The sequence below is a fragment of the Streptomyces sp. NPDC027189 genome (assembly GCF_055566975.1).
This window is the reverse complement of sequence record NZ_JBVHRI010000031.1, coordinates 41,335-57,025: the sequence shown is the minus strand read 5'-3', so window position 1 is coordinate 57,025 and position 15,691 is coordinate 41,335. Positions and strand designations below refer to the sequence as shown.

Here is a 15,691-nt window from a genome sequence, read left to right as displayed (position 1 = left end):
AGGCCGGACAACCGGCGTCCTCGCCGGCGGGTCCCCGTCCCCAGGGTCCCCCGGACCCTGGTCCGGCCTCCGCAGCGCCCTTGTCAGCCCCCGGCGGGTCCTGCCGTGCCGGAGAGGGCGTCCAGGTCGCTCTTGCGGACCCGGATCACCAATGCGGCAGTGATTAGGGCAAGCAGCGCCATCGCGGCCGCCGGTATGAAGGCGGTCGAGATTCCCTCGGCGAGCACCTGATGACCCCAAGGAGCGGGCAGCTGGTGCGTCTTGGCGAACTCCGCCTTCTGCTCGGCCGAGGCGTCCGTCAGGAACTTCGGCATCTGCTTCTCCGCCTCGTCACGGCTGGCCGAGCCGAAGACCGTGGTGAGGATGGAGAGGCCCAGCGAACCGCCCACCTGCTGGGTGACGTTGAGCAGACCGGAGGCCGCGCCCGCCTCGTGCTGGGCGACACCCGAGACCGAGGTGACCGTCAGCGTCACGAAGTTCAGGCCCATGCCGAAGCCGAACAGCAGCATCGGGCCGAGCACTCCGCCGACGTACGAACTGTCGGGGCTGATGAACGTCTGCCAGCCGAGCCCGAGCGCGACGAGCGTCGAGCCGACCAGCATGAACGGCTTGGGGCCGAGCACTGGCAGGAACCGCTGCGACAGACCCGCGCCGACCGCGATCGCGACTGTCACCGGCAGGAAGGCCACACCGGCCGAGATCGGGCTGTACCCCAGCACGTTCTGCACGAAGAGCACGATGTAGAAGAACATGCCGAACATCGCCGCGGCGAGGCTCAGCATGATCACGTACGTGCCCGAGCGATTGCGGTCGGCGAACATCTTCAGCGGGGTGATGGGATCCTTGGCCCGCGTCTCGATGACCCCGAAGGCCAGCAGCAGCACCACGGCCGCGCCGAACGACCCGATGGTGAGGCTGTCCCGCCAGCCTTCCTCCGCGGCACGGATGAAGCCGTACACCAGGGACGCCATTCCGGCCGTCGAGGTGAGCGCACCCGCGACGTCGAAGCGCCCGGGGTGGCGTTCGGACTCGCTGATGTACATCGGCGTGAGGACGGCGATCAGGACGCCGATGGGTACATTGACGAAGAGGACCCACCGCCAGTCGAGCCACTCCGTGAGCATGCCGCCGGTGAGGAGACCGATCGCGCCACCGCCGGCCGAGACCGTGGCGAAGACGGCGAACGCCCGGTTCCGCTCCGGGCCCTCGGGGAACGTGGTGGTGATGAGCGCCAGCGATGTGGGCGACGCGATCGCGCCACCGACGCCCTGCAGGGCACGCGCGGCCAGCAACTGCCACGGTTCCTGGGCGAGTCCGCCGAGCAGCGAGGCGAAGGTGAACAGCAGGATGCCGGTCATGAAGACCCGGCGCCGACCGAGGATGTCACCGGCCCGGGCGCCGAGAAGCAGCAGGCCACCGAAGGTGAGTGTGTACGCGCTGACCACCCATGTCAGGTCGGTCGTGCTGAACTTGAGCGCGTCTTGAATGTGCGGGAGCGCGATGTTCACAATCGTCGCGTCGAGTACCACCATGAGTTGGCAGGCCGCGATGACGGCGAGCGCGATGCCGGGATGCCCCTCCCGGCGGGCCGCTCCTGGCTTTGGGTCCTTAATCAACTGAGAGGTTGTCACTATGGGTCCCCCACAAGTGCGTTAGTGAACGCTCGCGTTCACTGCCGCGTCAAAGGTAGTGATTCCCCGACAGTGAACGCAAGCGTTCACTGAAGTCGCTGCCGCTGGACGCCAACTCGATCGCTCGCTCCTCCCCGAAAATCCCGCTCCCCCTGCACAACGGAGACACTCAGATGGTTACTTCGCGTTGGACGGCCGCCCCCGCTCAGACGGCCTCCTCGCGCCGACGCGGTGCCGTACTCGAGCGCGCGATCCTGGAGGCCGCGCTGGAGCAGCTCGGCACAGTCGGCTGGAATGGGCTCACGATGGAAGGTGTCGCCGCGCGCGCCCAGACCGGCAAGGCCGCGGTCTACCGCCGCTGGCCGTCCAAGGAGGATCTTGTCGCGGACGCGCTCCAGGCCGGGCTCCCGAGCCTGGCGGGGGCACCTGATCTCGGGAGCGTCCGGGAGGACCTCCTGGAGCTGTGCCGACGGGTGCGTGAGGCGATGTTCTCGCAGCCCGGATTCGCCCTGCGTTCGGTGCTTTACGAATGCGACGCAGCCCAGGCCGAACGTTTTCATCGGGTGATCCTCGGTGGGGTCATCGAGCCGAACATGCGCCTACTTCGCGAGGTCATCGACCGCGGAATCGAGCGGGGAGAAGTGCGTCCCGACGCCGCGAACGCCTATGTCTTCGACGCCATCCCGGCGATGATGATGTACCGCTCCAAGGTGTGCGCGAGCGAATGGAGTGAGCGGGACCTGGAGGAGATGATCGACCAGCTGATGGTCCCGCTGCTGCGGCAACGGGCCGCCTGACCGACTCCCGTACGGACACCCTGGTTGCTCCGGGAAACCTGGGTGTCGCGACGGGCTCCGGGCGGCGTAGGCTGAGGGCGCCATGCCGTACGAGCCACCCACCCACACCGTCGAGCGCTCCCTCCGCGCCACGACCGGAGCGAAGATCATTGCCGGTGTCGACGAGGTGGGCCGCGGCGCGTGGGCCGGCCCGGTCACCGTCTGCGCCGCCGTCACGGGACTGCGCCGTCCGCCCGAAGGGCTCACCGACTCCAAGCTCCTGACCGTCAAGCGGCGTACCGCGCTCGCCGCGAAGTTGGAGAAATGGGTGACGTCGTACGCCCTGGGGCATGCCTCACCGGAGGAGATCGACGACCTGGGGATGACGGCCGCGCTGCGCCTTGCGGCCGTACGCGCCCTGGAGGCCCTGCCGGTCCGTCCCGACGCGGTCATTCTCGACGGGAAGCACGACTATCTCGGCGCTCCCTGGCGGGTCCGTACGGTGATCAAGGGCGACCGGTCCTGCGTCGCCGTCGCGGCGGCTTCGGTGATCGCCAAGGTTCAGCGCGACAAAATGATGGCCGAACTGGGTATCGACCATGCAGACTTCGGTTTTGCGGCCAACGCCGGGTACCCGTCGCCGGTCCACAAGGCCGCGCTGGAGGAGCGGGGCCCCACCCCGTACCACCGGTTGTCGTGGGCGTATCTTGATGCGCTGCCCCAGTGGCGGCACCTCAAGAAGGTCCGCAGCTGGGCGGACGGAAACGTTCCGGAGATCGAGGGTCAGCTCGGCTTCGATTTCTGACGATTCCGCTCGCACTCAAGTGCCACCCGCCGACGCGCGTCGCACCGGCGTTTGATAAATATCAGCTCATGCCTCTCATTCCCGAGGAGCCTCAGATTCACGAGAGTGCCCAGGGTCCCCGCGCCACTCCGGCCAGTGGCCGCAACGCGCCGACCCCCCGCCCCGTACCCGGCCCCCGTCCCGCGGCTCCGCCGCGTCCCGGCCGTCCGGGTCCTGTCCGGCCGATGCCGGTCCAACGCACCCCGCGCGAGCCGGTCGTGGCCTCGCCGGGACCCTCCGCCCCGGCGGCCGCACCCGCTGCCGCCACTCCGCAGATTCAGCTGATCCCGGCCTCGGCCCAGGGTGCGCTGGACGCCGCCGAAGAAGCCGTCGACCTGCTGTTGGAGTCGGGCCGCGCCCCTGGTGAGGTGCTGGTGATCACCACCGGCGAACCGCACCCGTGGGCCGCGCACGAACTCTCCTTCGGTGAGGCCGCGTACTGGGCGCAGCACGACGCGGGCGACGACGTCTTCTACGCCGACGCCTCCGTCGCGGGCCGGGCCGCGTCCCGTCCCGTGGTCGTGGTCGCCGTCAACGGCGGTCCTGACGCTGCCGCCGCCTCGGCCCTGCCTCTGGCCCTCGGCCGGGCCGGCGCTTTGCTGATCGTCTGCGGCGACCCGCAGCAGATCAACTCGGTGCTGGGCGCGGGCGTCTGAGCGGGCTCCGGACACCGTCCGGGATTCGTTCGGTGGAACGCTGAGGGTGCCGCCGCGGCGGCACCTGTACGGCGGTCGCTTCGGTATGCCTGCAGTACGCACGCGTGCGTGGAGCGCCTTTGTGTGCGCCTGCCGCTGTGTGCCCGCTGTCTGTGTCGTATGTCTGTCGTAAGTTCCTGGGGTGGGCGTGATGCGCGAGGCCGGCCCACTGATCGCTGGATCACCGCTGTGTCGTCTCACCCATGCCTGTCGCGGCACCTCGACAGCTCGGCGTGAGGTGGCACCGCCGTGTGAGCAGCCATGCCCGAGCCTGCGGCGGCGCCTTGGGGCGGGCGCCTCAGCGAGCGGCTGCCCGGCGCAGTACCTCCGACGCGGCGCCTCCGGTGCGCGGCAGTGGTGGCAGCGTCTCGGCCGTGGCGAAGGGCTCCGGCGGTGAGTCCGAGTTGGGGCGGCGTCCACCGCGGCCCTCGCCGAGGACCTGCCAGCCGTCACGCGTCAGGGTGATGTACGCGCCGCAGCGCAGCCCATGGAGTGTGCAGGCGTCCCGCAAGCCCCACATCCACGCCCCGTCCTCCTCGGTCCAACGCGCGTCGCCGTCGCGGCAGTAGAGCAGCACTGCCGTACGCACCGGAGTGCGGCGCCGCAGGTCGTGCGGGATGACCCGGCGCAGCTGCGCGAGCAGCGCGTTGCGGAACATCCAGCCGTCGGCCGGGGCCGGACGCCGGATGAAGGAAGCGCTCGCCGCCAGCCGCTCGTCCGGGTCGAGGACAGCCACGACCGCAGTCGAGGGCCTGGGCCGGTGCCGCGCGTGCAGTCCGCTGACGACTTCCCGGGGATTGCGCAGCAGCGGAATCCCGGCGGAGGCCCATTCGGCGGGTTCGAGCATCCGAGCCAGTGGGTTGGCGGAAGCAGCGAACAGGTCGGCAGACGTCGACAAGGATGCCGCCGATGACGGAGCGAATCCGAAGGTCACGGTCCTCCCTTCGGCTACGCGCCCACACTGCGGGCGAGGTCGGACTTGGGGGAGCGCACGCCGCAGCAGGGCCCTACCGGACCACGGGCGAACCGTGCGGGGAGCGGACCTCAATTCTTCCTGTCGAACTTGGCTGCGGCAACGAGCAATTGGGGCCACAGACTGTTTTCGGGCGATGCGTCGGCTATATCCCTGCCCAGAGTCTCGCTCGGCGATGCGTGAGTCACGACTGTACGGCCAGGACCAGCGGCAACACCCCCTGCGCACCAGCTCGGCGGAGCATGCGGGCGGTCACGGCCAGCGTCCAGCCCGTCTCGGTCGCGTCATCCACGAGCAGGACGGGACCGCCCGCTTCCTTCAGGGCGGCGGCCAGCTCGGGCGGGACGGTCAGTGCCCCGTCGAGCGCCTTCAGTCGCTGGGCGCTGTTGCTCCGGGAGATCGGAGACCCCTCACCGACGTACTCCACGGAACCCAGCAGCGGTAGCCGGCCGATCTCCGCGATCCGCGCGCCCAGCGACTGGATCAGCCGCGGCCGCGTACGGGAAGCCACGGTCACGACGCCGACCGGCCGCGCCTGCGCGTCGGGCTGTCCCGAGGCCCAGCCGCCGGGTCCCTTCGCCCAGTCGGTCAGTACGCCGATCACGGCCTTGGCGACTTCGTCCGGTACGGGTCCGTCCGGGGCCTGGGGTGCGAGCATCGGTCGCAGCCGGTTGCCCCAGCCGATGTCCGAGAGTCGTCCCAAAGCGCGCCCCGGAGCGGCCTGTTCACCGGCCGGAATGCGTCCCTTCAGGTCGACGCCGACCGCGGGCAGACCCGTCGGCCACATCTTCCGGGGCTCGACCTCGACGCCCGCGCGGCCGAGCTCGCCGTTGGCCGCGTCCAGTGCCGCGGGGGACACGGACGCCTCGAACCGCGCTCCCGCGCAGTTGTCGCAGCGCCCGCACGGCGCCGCCCCCTCGTCGTCCAGCTGCCGGCGCAGGAACTCCATCCGGCAGCCGGTCGTCGTGACGTAGTCCCGCATGGCCTGCTGCTCGGCGGCCCGCTGCTTGGCGACCCAGGCGTAGCGCTCGGTGTCGTACGTCCACCGAGTGCCCGTGGAGATCCAGCCGCCCTGGACCCGGCGCACCGCCCCGTCCACGTCGAGCACCTTGAGCATGGTCTCCAGACGGGACCTGCGCAGCTCGACCAGTGGCTCGAGCGCGGGCAGCGAGAGTGGCCGGTCGGCCCTGGCCAGGGCGTCCAGCGTGCGGCGCACCTGCTCCTCCGGAGGGAAGGCGATCGACGCGAAGTACTCCCAGATCGCCTGGTCCTCCTTGCCCGGCAGGAGCAGCACCTCGGCATGCTCCACGCCGCGGCCCGCGCGCCCCACCTGCTGGTAGTAGGCGATGGGGGAAGAGGGTGAACCGAGGTGCACCACGAATCCCAGGTCGGGCTTGTCGAAACCCATGCCCAGCGCGGACGTGGCGACCAGGGCCTTGACGCGATTGGCGAGGAGGTCCTCCTCGGCCTGCTGGCGATCCGCGTTCTCCGTCTTCCCGGTGTACGACGTCACCTTGTGCCCGCTCTGGCGCAGGAAGGCCGTGACCTCCTCGGCGGCTGCCACCGTGAGCGTGTAGATGATGCCCGAGCCCGGCAGGTCCTTCAGATGCTCGGCGAGCCAGGCCATCCGGTGGGCGGCGTCCGGCAGCCGCAGTGCGCCGAGGCTCAGGCTCTCCCGGTCCAGCGGGCCGCGCAGGACGAGGGCGTCCGTGCTGGCTCCGGTGCCCAGCTGCTCGGCGACATCGGCCGTCACGCGCGCGTTGGCCGTCGCGGTGGTGGCCAGGACGGGGACGCCGGGCGGGAGGTCGGCGAGCATGGTGCGCAGTCGGCGGTAGTCCGGCCGGAAGTCGTGGCCCCAGTCGGAGATGCAGTGCGCCTCGTCGACCACCAGCAGGCCGGTCGCCGCTGCCAGCTTGGGCAGCACCTGGTCCCGGAAGTCCGGATTGTTGAGCCGCTCCGGGCTCACCAGGAGAACGTCGACCTCGCTCGCGGCGACCTCGGCCTGGATCGTCTCCCACTCCTCCGTGTTGGAGGAGTTGATCGTCCGCGCGTGGATTCCGGCGCGGGCGGCCGCCTCCACCTGGTTGCGCATGAGCGCGAGCAGGGGCGAGACGATCACCGTGGGCCCGGCGCCCCGCTCGCGCAGCAGCGCCGTCGCGACGAAGTACACCGCGGACTTGCCCCAGCCGGTGCGCTGCACGACCAGGGCTCTGCGCTTGTCGGCCACCAGCGCCTCGATGGCGCGCCACTGGTCCTCGCGGAGCCGGGCCTGACCGGCCTGGGCGCCGACGAGGCGGGCCAGTACGGCATCGGCCGCGGTACGGAGGTCTTCAGTGGCTGCGGGTCGCGGGTCTTCGTTGGTCATGGCCCCATGCAACCCGATGGGTCGGACATTGCGCGAACGAGCTCGTCGAGCTGTGGAGAACTTCTGTCGTGGTCATGGTCGTGGTTATCCACAGGCCGAACCGGAATTCTGTGATCCGCGGGATGGTCACGGCATGACGAATCACGACGAAGCGGCCGGCAGGTCCGGCGACGAAGACATCTGCGGGCTCGCTGGGCAGGACAGGCAGGGCGGACAGAACGGCTATGGCGGAGGCGGTGAGCGCGACTGGCCGAGTGGGCCGGGCGGTCCGTCCGGGCCCGCCGGGGAGGACCTGCCCGGCGGACTTCCCGGTCAGGGCGAGTACAGCGCGTGGGTAGGACGGGATGCGCCTGCGGATCGGGCGGGACGGAGCGAGCTCATCGGGCAGGTAGGGAGTGACGGTGACGGACACGCCGGCCCTGGCCGATCCGGGCGGTATGAGGGTCACGGCGTCCCCGGTACCCCCGGTGGTCCGGGCGTTCCGGGTGGGGAGCATCAGGTCACGTTGCGCACCCCGGCCGAACTGGCCGACGCTCTGCCCTACCTCCTCGGGTATCGGCCCGAGGACAGCATCGTGCTGGTCGCCCTGCACGACCGGGAGCGGCGAGGCCGGTTCGGCGGCCGTGCGCGGCTCGGTATCCCCGCCCACTCGGAGGACTGGCCGTCGGTGGCCGAGCAACTGGCACAGGGGCTGGTGAGGGGAAGCGAGCGCCGAGGAGCCCGGCCCGAGAGCATGGTCGCGTACCTCTGCCAGGAACCGGGGAGCGGTGAATCGGCGCGGGAGGCCATGGAGCGTCTGCGCCCGCTCGCGCAGTTGCTGCGCACGGCGTGCGGTCGCCTCGACGTCCCCGTGATCGAGGCCCTCTGCATCTCCGACGGTCGGTTCTGGTCGTACACCTGCCCGGGCCAGGGGTGCTGTCCGTCCGAGGGTGAGGCGATGGGGCTGCCCGGGACGTCCGTCCTGGCCGCCGCCGCGACGTACGCGGGCCTCCAAGTACGCGGATCCCTACGAGAATTGACGGCCAGGCTGCTTCCCTGGGAGACGCCGGCCGCCTTGGAGCAGGAGGTCGCACTCGACACGGCGAGTATGGCTCTCGTCCCGAGGATCCTGGACGGCGAGAGCCGGGCCGATGTGGCCGAGGAGGCTCTCCAACTGGCCGGGCGGATCATGGCACGTCTCGCCGACGCTCCACCGGTGTCCGGCACACGTCCGGCGGACCTGCGCGACGACGGACTCCTCGAGCACGAGGAAGCCGCCATGGTGATCCTCGGACTGCAGGACCGCACGACCCGCGACCGTGCCGCGGAGTGGATGGAGGGCGCCGAGGCCGGCCCCGCCCTGCGCCTGTGGCGAGCGCTGGCCCGCCGCTGCGTCGGCCCCTACCGAGAGCACGCCGCCGCACCCCTCACCCTCGCCGGGTGGGTCGCCTGGTCCACGGGCGATGAACTGGAGGCCCGCGAGGCTCTCGCCATGGCGCTCGGTGCCGATCCCGACTATCTCTTCGCCCGCCTCCTGCACCAGGCGTGCAACGAGGGCCTGGATCCGGAGTCCATCCGCCGCTGCCTACGCGCCGAGCGCACCGGCCGTGACCTCGCGGAAACGGAGCAGGCCACCGATCTCGAGGCGCCGCTCGCATCGGTCGCACCGACGCCGGACCCCCGGGTTTCGGGCACCGGGACCGCCACCCGGCACCGGCGCCGGATGCGCCCGGCGGGGAACGGCGCAGCTCGTCCAAGCCGACGCGGCCCCGGGACAGCAAGCGTCCGCCGACGCCGGTCCGCCGACGAGGGCTCGCCCGCCGGGGAAGGACCAGGCCGCGCCGCCGAGGGCACGAGCCGTCGGCCACGAGCACGCCGCGAAGGCGATCAGCACGGGGTGGGGGAGGAAACATGAGCGTCGGGACCTGGCTGGTGCGGGGCGAATCGGATTGGGTGAGGTGGGGCCTGGCCCTGGTGCGGGGTTCGGCTCCCGGGCGGTTGAGCGAGCGTGCGCCCCGGGTGAAGGCGGCTCTGGCCGGCCCGCCACCCCAACGCCGTTCTGGCGGCTTCCCGAGCCGAGGGCGTGACCCCGGGCAGGGACGCTCCGTTCACCTGAGGGGCGGAACCCGTGACCGGGCCGCGCCGCCGCAATGCCCTCGACCCTACGGAGTCCCCCACCCGGCGCCGACCGCGCTCAAGGCGCATCGAGCGCGGAGGAAACTGCCCCATGCCCTTGCCCAGCCTGTCTTTGGCCCCCGATGGCGACCGTCCGCCCGTGCGCAGGACCGCGCAGTACGTCACGCGTCGCGGCGACCCGCCGGGCCCGCTCTCGGAGATGGACGACACCTCGTTCTCCTTCGCGGGAGTAGGCGGCCCCACGGCTCCCCAGTCGCCGCCCATGCCGCGCCGGTCCGCGGACCTGCCACCCGCTCACACGGCCCTGATCTGCGTTGCTCTGCCTGGGCTGGCGATCTCCACGGAGCGGGGGCAGTTGACCGGCCAGGGGCTGGAGGGGTTCTACCGAGCGGGGCGACGCATGCTCTCCCGCTGCCAGGTGCGGGTCGCCGGCCGGGAACCGCTCGCCGTGCAGGCCCGGATGGTCGCGGCCGACCGGGCGCGCTTCGTGGGGACACTGCGTGCGTCCCCCGACGCCGGCCCGGATCCGGACGTGGTCGTCGAACGGACGCGGTACGCGGACGGTACCGAGCGGATCACGCTGCAGAGCGCGGCCTCTCGTACCCTGCGTCTGCCCGTCGAGGTCGCGCTCGGCACGGATCTCGCGGAACTGGGTGCGGTTGCCTCGGGCCGGGCCGGACCCGCATTGTCTGCCAGTGTCCACGACTCCGGCCTGCGGTGGTCCTGCCCTACGGGGCACTCGGCCGTCACCGCCGACCCGCCGCCCAGCGACGCCCTGGCCTCCGCGGGACTGCTGCGCTGGGAGCTCGAACTGCCGCCGGGCGGCACCCGGAGCGTGGAGCTGCGCGTACGGCCGGACGGTGCCGGGCCCATCAGAGTGGTGGGACGCGGTGCGGCGAGCCCGTTTGCTCCGGCCCGGGCAGCGGGCGACGACCCCAGGGTCGGCGCACTCCTGCGCACCTGCGTCGAGGATCTCCAGGCGCTGCTGCTGCGCGACACCCGGCATCCGTCCGACACGCACCTCGCGGCGGGGGCTCCCTGGCGGTGCGGACTGGCACCGGCCGAGGCGCTCGCGGCGGCGCGGATGACGCTGCCGCTCGGAACTCGCCTCGCCGCGGGCACCCTACGGACGCTCGCCCGTACTCAACTCGCCGGTCCGGGACCGCGGTCCGGCCTGATTCCCGGACCGCGCCGGGACGGGGGGCCGCATCTGCCGCCGGGCTGCACGGGGACCGAGGCGACGCTGCTCTTCCCCACGCTGCTCGCGGAGGCCCGCCGCTGGGGGCTTGCGCAGCAGGAGGTCGAGGAGCTGCTGCCCACGGCCGAGCGGTGCCTCGAGTGGCTGCGGACCACCGTCGGCGACGGCCACTATCTGCCCGATCCGCACCCCGGCGGGCCGCTCCGCTGCGAGACACAGGCTCACGCCCACCGTGCGGCACTGCTGGGCGCCGATCTGCTCGACGCGCATGGCCGGCCGGGCGGTGCGGGGCTGCTGCAGTGGGCCCAAGAGCTGCGGACGGCGTTCCGCGACGACTTCTGGGTCGAAGACCGGGGAGGCGGCAGACCGGCGGCCGCCCGGGCTCCGGACGGGCGCCTCGTACCGCACCTGGGCTCGGGCACAGCCCACCTCCTCGACACCGGTCTGCTGGGTTCCGGAGCGCTGGCACCCGGCCTGCTCGACAAGGTGCAGACCGAGCAGTTGGCGCGGCTGTTCGGCCGCCCGGCCATGGACTCCGGCTGGGGGTTGCGCAGCCTGGCGGCGAAGGAAGCGGCGTACAACGCGTTCGGTCATCGCGGTGGTGCCGTGCGCGTTCAGGAGACGGTGGTCGCCGTCGCGGGACTGGCCGCCGCGGGCTACGAGAAGGAGGCGAGCTCGCTGCTGTGTGGCGTACTCGCGGCGGCCGAGACCTTCGGCCACCGGCTGCCCGAGATGTACGCGGGGGAGCAGCGCACGGAGGGGAGCGCCCCGCTGCCCCATCCCGCGGCCTGCCGACCGGCGGCCACGGCCGCGGCCGCCGGGGTGCTGCTGCTCACCTCCTTGGCCGGGATCCGCCCCGACGCCCCCGCCGGAACGGTGACGCTGTGCCCGGTCCGTGGTGCGCCGTTGGGCGAGATCGGGCTGACGGGACTGCGGATCTCGGGCGCGCCCTTCTCCGTACGCGTCAGCAGGCTCGGCCTCGCCATGGTCGAGGAGGCGGCCGACGGACTGCAGTTGGGGGTGTGATCTTGCGAGACGCGTCCTTGGACGGCGACCCACGGCAGCTGGTGGGCGCCGTACCGGACGGAAGTGGATCAACCCTGGATGCGGTTGACGAAGGGAGTGTTTATCGTCAGGCAGACGACTATGATCGCGGCATGCCCTACGACCCGTCGGCCTTTCCGCCCTTCGCCGTGACCGTGGACCTGGTCGTGCTGACCGTGCGCCGCCATGCCCTGTGCGCGCTGGCGGTGCGGAGGGGCGAGCAGCCCTTCCAGGGGCGTTGGGCGCTCCCGGGCGGCTTCGTACGGCCCGACGAGGATCTGGCGCAGGCGGCGGCGCGCGAGCTGGTCGAGGAGACCGGGCTGTGCGCCCACGACCCGTCCGCGCCCGCGCAGGACAACGGCGCGCACCTGGAGCAGCTCGCGACATACGGCGACCCCAAGCGCGACCCGCGGATGCGGGTGGTCAGCGTCGCCCATCTCGCGCTGGCTCCCGACCTGCCCGCGCCCCGGGCGGGTGGCGATGCCAACAGCGCGCGCTGGGCGCCCGTCGAGGAGTTGCTGCAGCAGGGTGGTTACGGACGCGACGGGGAGCAGGCTGCGCCGCTCGCCTTCGACCACGCGCAGATCCTCTCGGACGGTGTGGAGCGCGCCCGATCCAAGATCGAGTACTCTTCGCTGGCCACCGCCTTCTGCCCGACCGAGTTCACCGTCGGCGAGTTGCGCCGCGTGTACGAGGCGGTGTGGGGCGTAGCGCTCGACCCGCGCAACTTCCACCGCAAGGTGACGGGCACGCCGGGATTCCTGGTGCCCACGGGCGGCACGACCACGCGTCAAGGCGGCCGGCCCGCTCAGCTCTTCCGCGCGGGCGGCGCCACGCTGCTCAACCCGCCGATGCTGCGCCCCGAGGTCTGACCAAGGCGGGAGCACCGGTCAGGGCTGCGGCGGCCGGGTTGTGCTGGCAGGAGGTGTGAGGCCTGCCCGAGACGAGCCTCGAGGTGCCCGGAAAACCGGAAATATCGCGCTATCTTGCTTCGAGTGATCCAGGCCATCGGACTGACCAGCAACCCTCGCAAGGAGCTCCCGCCCGCTGTCGACGACGTGTCCTTCGAGGCGCGCGCGGGCCACGTCACCGCGGTCCTCGGAGCCCCGGGCGCGGGCAAGACGACGGCGCTGAAGCTCATGCTCGAACTCCAACAGGGCCGCGGAATCACCTACTTCAGAGGCCGCCCGCTGCATCGGATCGCCCATCCGTCGCGTGAAGTCGGCGTGCTTCTGAGCGAGGTGCCCGGTCACCCGGCGCGTACGGTCCGCGGCCAACTCCGCATGCTGTGCGCCGCCACCGGCGTGCCGGTGCGACGCGCGGACGAAGTGCTCGACGTGGTCGGGCTCGGCAGCCTCCGCGACGAACGCCTGGGCACGCTCTCGCGCGGCATGGATCGCCGCCTCGGCCTGGCGTGCGCTCTCCTGTCCGACCCGCACACCCTCGTCCTCGATGCCCCCGCCGAGGGACTCTCCGCCCGCGAAGGCCGCTGGATGCACGGAATCCTCCGCGCACACGCGGCACAGGGCGGCACCGTGCTGTTCACCACGGACGACCCCAAGGAGGCTGCGCGGACCTCCGACCGGGTCGTCACGCTGGAGGAGGGCCGGCTCGTCGCCGACCAGGAGATCGCGGACTTCGCCCGCACCCGGCTTCGCCCCCGGGTCGCGGTCCGCAGTCCGCACGCCGTCCGGCTGAGCGACTTGTTGATCAAGGAGGCACGTACCGCACAGCGCTCCATCGAGGTTGTCCGTGAGGACGGCAACCGGCTCTCGGTGTACGGCAGCACATGCGCCGACGTCGGCGAGACCGCCTTCCGGCACGGCATCCTGGTACATCAACTCGCCGACGAAATCGGCGACATGGGCCCCGCCGCTTCGCCGTCCGCCGAGGGGGGCGCGTCCGAGGCCGAAGAGCCCCGCCCGGCCGAGCCGCCGGCCTCGACCGCCCTGCCTCCCCTCCCGCCCCCCATCGCCGTCCGTCAGGCCCCGAGCCCGCTGCGTCCCCTGCGCTATGAGCTGCGTCGCGCCGCCGGAGTGGGCACCGGTTACGTCACGGCGGCCGCCGTTCTCGTCACCTCGGCCCTCCTGTCCATCCTCCTGGCCAGAATCGGTCACACGCCTCAGCCGCGTCTCCTGGCGGCCTGGCCGCGTGAATTTCCGCTGCCGCCCGCCGCGCTCGGCGCGGGTCTGCTCGGCGCCATCGCCTTCGGTGAAGAGTTCCGCCACCCCGCCCTGGCCGCGGACCGCGGGACGGTCCCCCGACGCATGGGACTGCTCGCCGCCAAACTCCTCGTCGCCTCAGCCACGGCGCTGACGCTGGCCCTCCTCACCGTGGGATGTGACCTCGAAGTGCTGTACCTCGTCTACGGACGGGAGCTCACCGGGGTTCCCGCGGACTGGCTTGCCCTGAGTGCGAGTTGGATCGGCCTCGTGGTGGGCTGCGCCTGGGCAGGTGTGCTGGCCGCGGGCACGTTCCGGTCCACGACCGCCGGGCTCGCCGCGGTGGTCGCGGTGCCGATCCTCGTCGTACCCCTCGTACAAAAGACCTTGGAGGGGCCGTCTGTGCGGACTGCGGCAGGGTTCCCTCTGAGGCTGCGTGAGCTCGTGCTGATGCAGTGGCCGTTCGGCGGCGAACGCTATCTGGCGGCCATTGTCCGCGTGATCGCCCAACCCGTGGGCGGTGCACTGATGTTGTCGCTGACCGCCCTGCTCTGCGCATATCTGCTCATGACCCTGCGGAGCAGGGTCCGATGACGACCGTCCGGGCCCTTCCGTTCCCGCCGTGCGCACAACTCCCCGAAGAAAGCCCATTTCCTTCCGATAAGGCGTCAATTGCGACGGGGTGAGCGATCACCCTTTCGTGTGCTTTTCACCAAAGACCTCAAGGGAGTTGGAGCCAGCGCCGACAAAGGATCCGTGAGTACCCTTGCGCAGACCATGATGACCGCCGCCCGCTCCGCAGACTCCGGCCTGGCCGGCCCGGGCGAACTCGACCGCTACCCCTATGCCGAGGCCTCTGGTGCCGACCGCGTGGGCGCCCCCGCGTGGGAGAGCGCGGACCCGGAGCTCGGCCGTGTGGGCCGACGCGCCGCGGGCAGCCGCGGACGCGGGCTGCACGGCCAACTCGTCCAACAACTGGGCCAGATGATCGTCTCCGGCGACCTGGGCGCGGACCGCCCGCTCGTCCCCGAGGAAATCGGCCAGCGGTTCGAGGTCTCCCGCACCGTCGTGCGTGAGTCGCTCCGGGTCCTGGAGGCGAAGGGACTGGTCAGCGCCAGGCCGAACGTCGGCACGCGCGTGCGCCCCGTCAGCGACTGGAACCTCCTCGACCCGGACATCATCGAATGGCGGGCCTTCGGGCCGCAGCGCGACGACCAGCGACGTGAGCTGAGCGAGCTGCGCTGGACCATCGAGCCGCTCGCCGCGCGCCTCGCGGCCGGGCACGGCCGCGAGGAGGTCCAGCAGCGGCTCGGCGACATGGTCGAGATCATGAGCCATTCCATGGCGCAGGGCGACTCTCTCACCTTCTCCCGGGCCGACGCGGAGTTCCACTCGCTGCTCATCCAGCTTGCGGGCAACCGGATGCTGGAGCACCTCTCAGGGATCGTGTCGGCGGCGCTCCAGGTCTCGGGCGGCCCCGTCACCGGCTGTGACCGGCCCAACGACGTCTCCCTGGCGCACCACGCGCGCATCGTCGACGCCCTCGGCGCGGCGGATGGGGCGGCGGCCGAGACGGCCATGCGTCAACTGCTCACCGTCCATCCCGAGGTGGAGCGCGTGGTGCCCGCGCCGCGCGAGCACTGACCGCGCGCCGAGGGCGGCGCGGTCGGGGGCGTGTGCCCTCTCGTGGCATCGCTTGGCCGGCGAACCATCTCCCGTCAGGACCCCGTCGGATCCTTCGTGGACCCGGCGGGGTTTGGCGGCGCGAGGGGGCCGGGGGTCACGAGCCGACCTCCTTTGACCGTATCTGGCCGCTTTTGAGCGCTTACGGGGTGTGACTCGGGCCACGCAGATTGGGCGTAACGCTCCACGGAACAGCGCGATGACC

At 71.7% G+C, this 15,691-nt stretch carries 11 protein-coding genes; 8 read left to right on the top strand and 3 right to left on the bottom strand.

Annotated elements, in window-relative coordinates; translation table 11 throughout:
* Nucleotides 1-83: 83 nt before the first annotated feature.
* Nucleotides 84-1,631 carry an MFS transporter gene (locus ACZ4RZ_RS42890; protein ID WP_467752982.1) on the bottom strand — a complete coding sequence of 516 codons (1,548 nt, stop codon included), beginning with the start codon at nt 1,629-1,631 and terminating at the stop codon, nt 84-86.
* 173 nt (nt 1,632-1,804) lie between these two features.
* Between ACZ4RZ_RS42890 and ACZ4RZ_RS42885 the strand changes: the two genes are divergently transcribed.
* From ACZ4RZ_RS42885 to ACZ4RZ_RS42875, 3 genes are all read left to right on the top strand, one after another.
* On the top strand, nt 1,805-2,428 hold the full coding sequence (locus ACZ4RZ_RS42885; RefSeq protein WP_467752981.1) for a TetR/AcrR family transcriptional regulator: 624 nt from the start codon (nt 1,805-1,807) through the stop codon (nt 2,426-2,428).
* 82 nt (nt 2,429-2,510) lie between these two features.
* A complete protein-coding gene (locus ACZ4RZ_RS42880; RefSeq protein WP_467752980.1) occupies nt 2,511-3,212 on the top strand; it encodes a ribonuclease HII in 702 nt (233 codons plus the stop codon).
* A 68-nt stretch (nt 3,213-3,280) separates the two neighbouring features.
* The gene (locus tag ACZ4RZ_RS42875; protein ID WP_467752979.1) at nt 3,281-3,907 is read left to right on the top strand and encodes a hypothetical protein; all 627 of its coding nucleotides are present in this window, start codon (nt 3,281-3,283) and stop codon (nt 3,905-3,907) included.
* A 337-nt stretch (nt 3,908-4,244) separates the two neighbouring features.
* Here the strand turns inward: ACZ4RZ_RS42875 and ACZ4RZ_RS42870 are convergent, their stop codons facing one another.
* Nucleotides 4,245-4,880, bottom strand: a complete 636-nt coding sequence (locus tag ACZ4RZ_RS42870; protein WP_467752978.1) for a hypothetical protein — start codon at nt 4,878-4,880, stop codon at nt 4,245-4,247.
* A 223-nt stretch (nt 4,881-5,103) separates the two neighbouring features.
* On the bottom strand, nt 5,104-7,284 hold the full coding sequence (locus ACZ4RZ_RS42865; protein ID WP_467752977.1) for a RecQ family ATP-dependent DNA helicase: 2,181 nt from the start codon (nt 7,282-7,284) through the stop codon (nt 5,104-5,106).
* Nucleotides 7,285-7,789: 505 nt separating this feature from the next.
* Here ACZ4RZ_RS42865 and ACZ4RZ_RS42860 point away from each other — a divergent pair.
* The 5 genes from ACZ4RZ_RS42860 to ACZ4RZ_RS42840 all read left to right on the top strand — a co-directional run bounded on the left by ACZ4RZ_RS42860 (nt 7,790) and on the right by ACZ4RZ_RS42840 (nt 15,447).
* Complete coding sequence (locus ACZ4RZ_RS42860; RefSeq protein WP_467752976.1) at nt 7,790-9,178, top strand: DUF4192 domain-containing protein; 1,389 nt, start codon at nt 7,790-7,792, stop codon at nt 9,176-9,178.
* Nucleotides 9,179-9,661: 483 nt separating this feature from the next.
* Entirely contained in the window at nt 9,662-11,623 is a 1,962-nt protein-coding gene (locus tag ACZ4RZ_RS42855) for a glycogen debranching N-terminal domain-containing protein (protein WP_467753017.1), read from the top strand.
* 131 nt (nt 11,624-11,754) lie between these two features.
* Nucleotides 11,755-12,513, top strand: a complete 759-nt coding sequence (locus tag ACZ4RZ_RS42850) for an NUDIX hydrolase (protein WP_388877077.1) — start codon at nt 11,755-11,757, stop codon at nt 12,511-12,513.
* Between the two features lie 123 nt (nt 12,514-12,636).
* Nucleotides 12,637-14,397: an ABC transporter ATP-binding protein gene (locus ACZ4RZ_RS42845; RefSeq protein ID WP_467752975.1), complete on the top strand. Its 1,761-nt coding sequence runs from the start codon at nt 12,637-12,639 to the stop codon at nt 14,395-14,397.
* 162 nt (nt 14,398-14,559) lie between these two features.
* On the top strand, nt 14,560-15,447 hold the full coding sequence (locus ACZ4RZ_RS42840; protein WP_467752974.1) for a FadR/GntR family transcriptional regulator: 888 nt from the start codon (nt 14,560-14,562) through the stop codon (nt 15,445-15,447).
* Nucleotides 15,448-15,691: the final 244 nt, after the last annotated feature.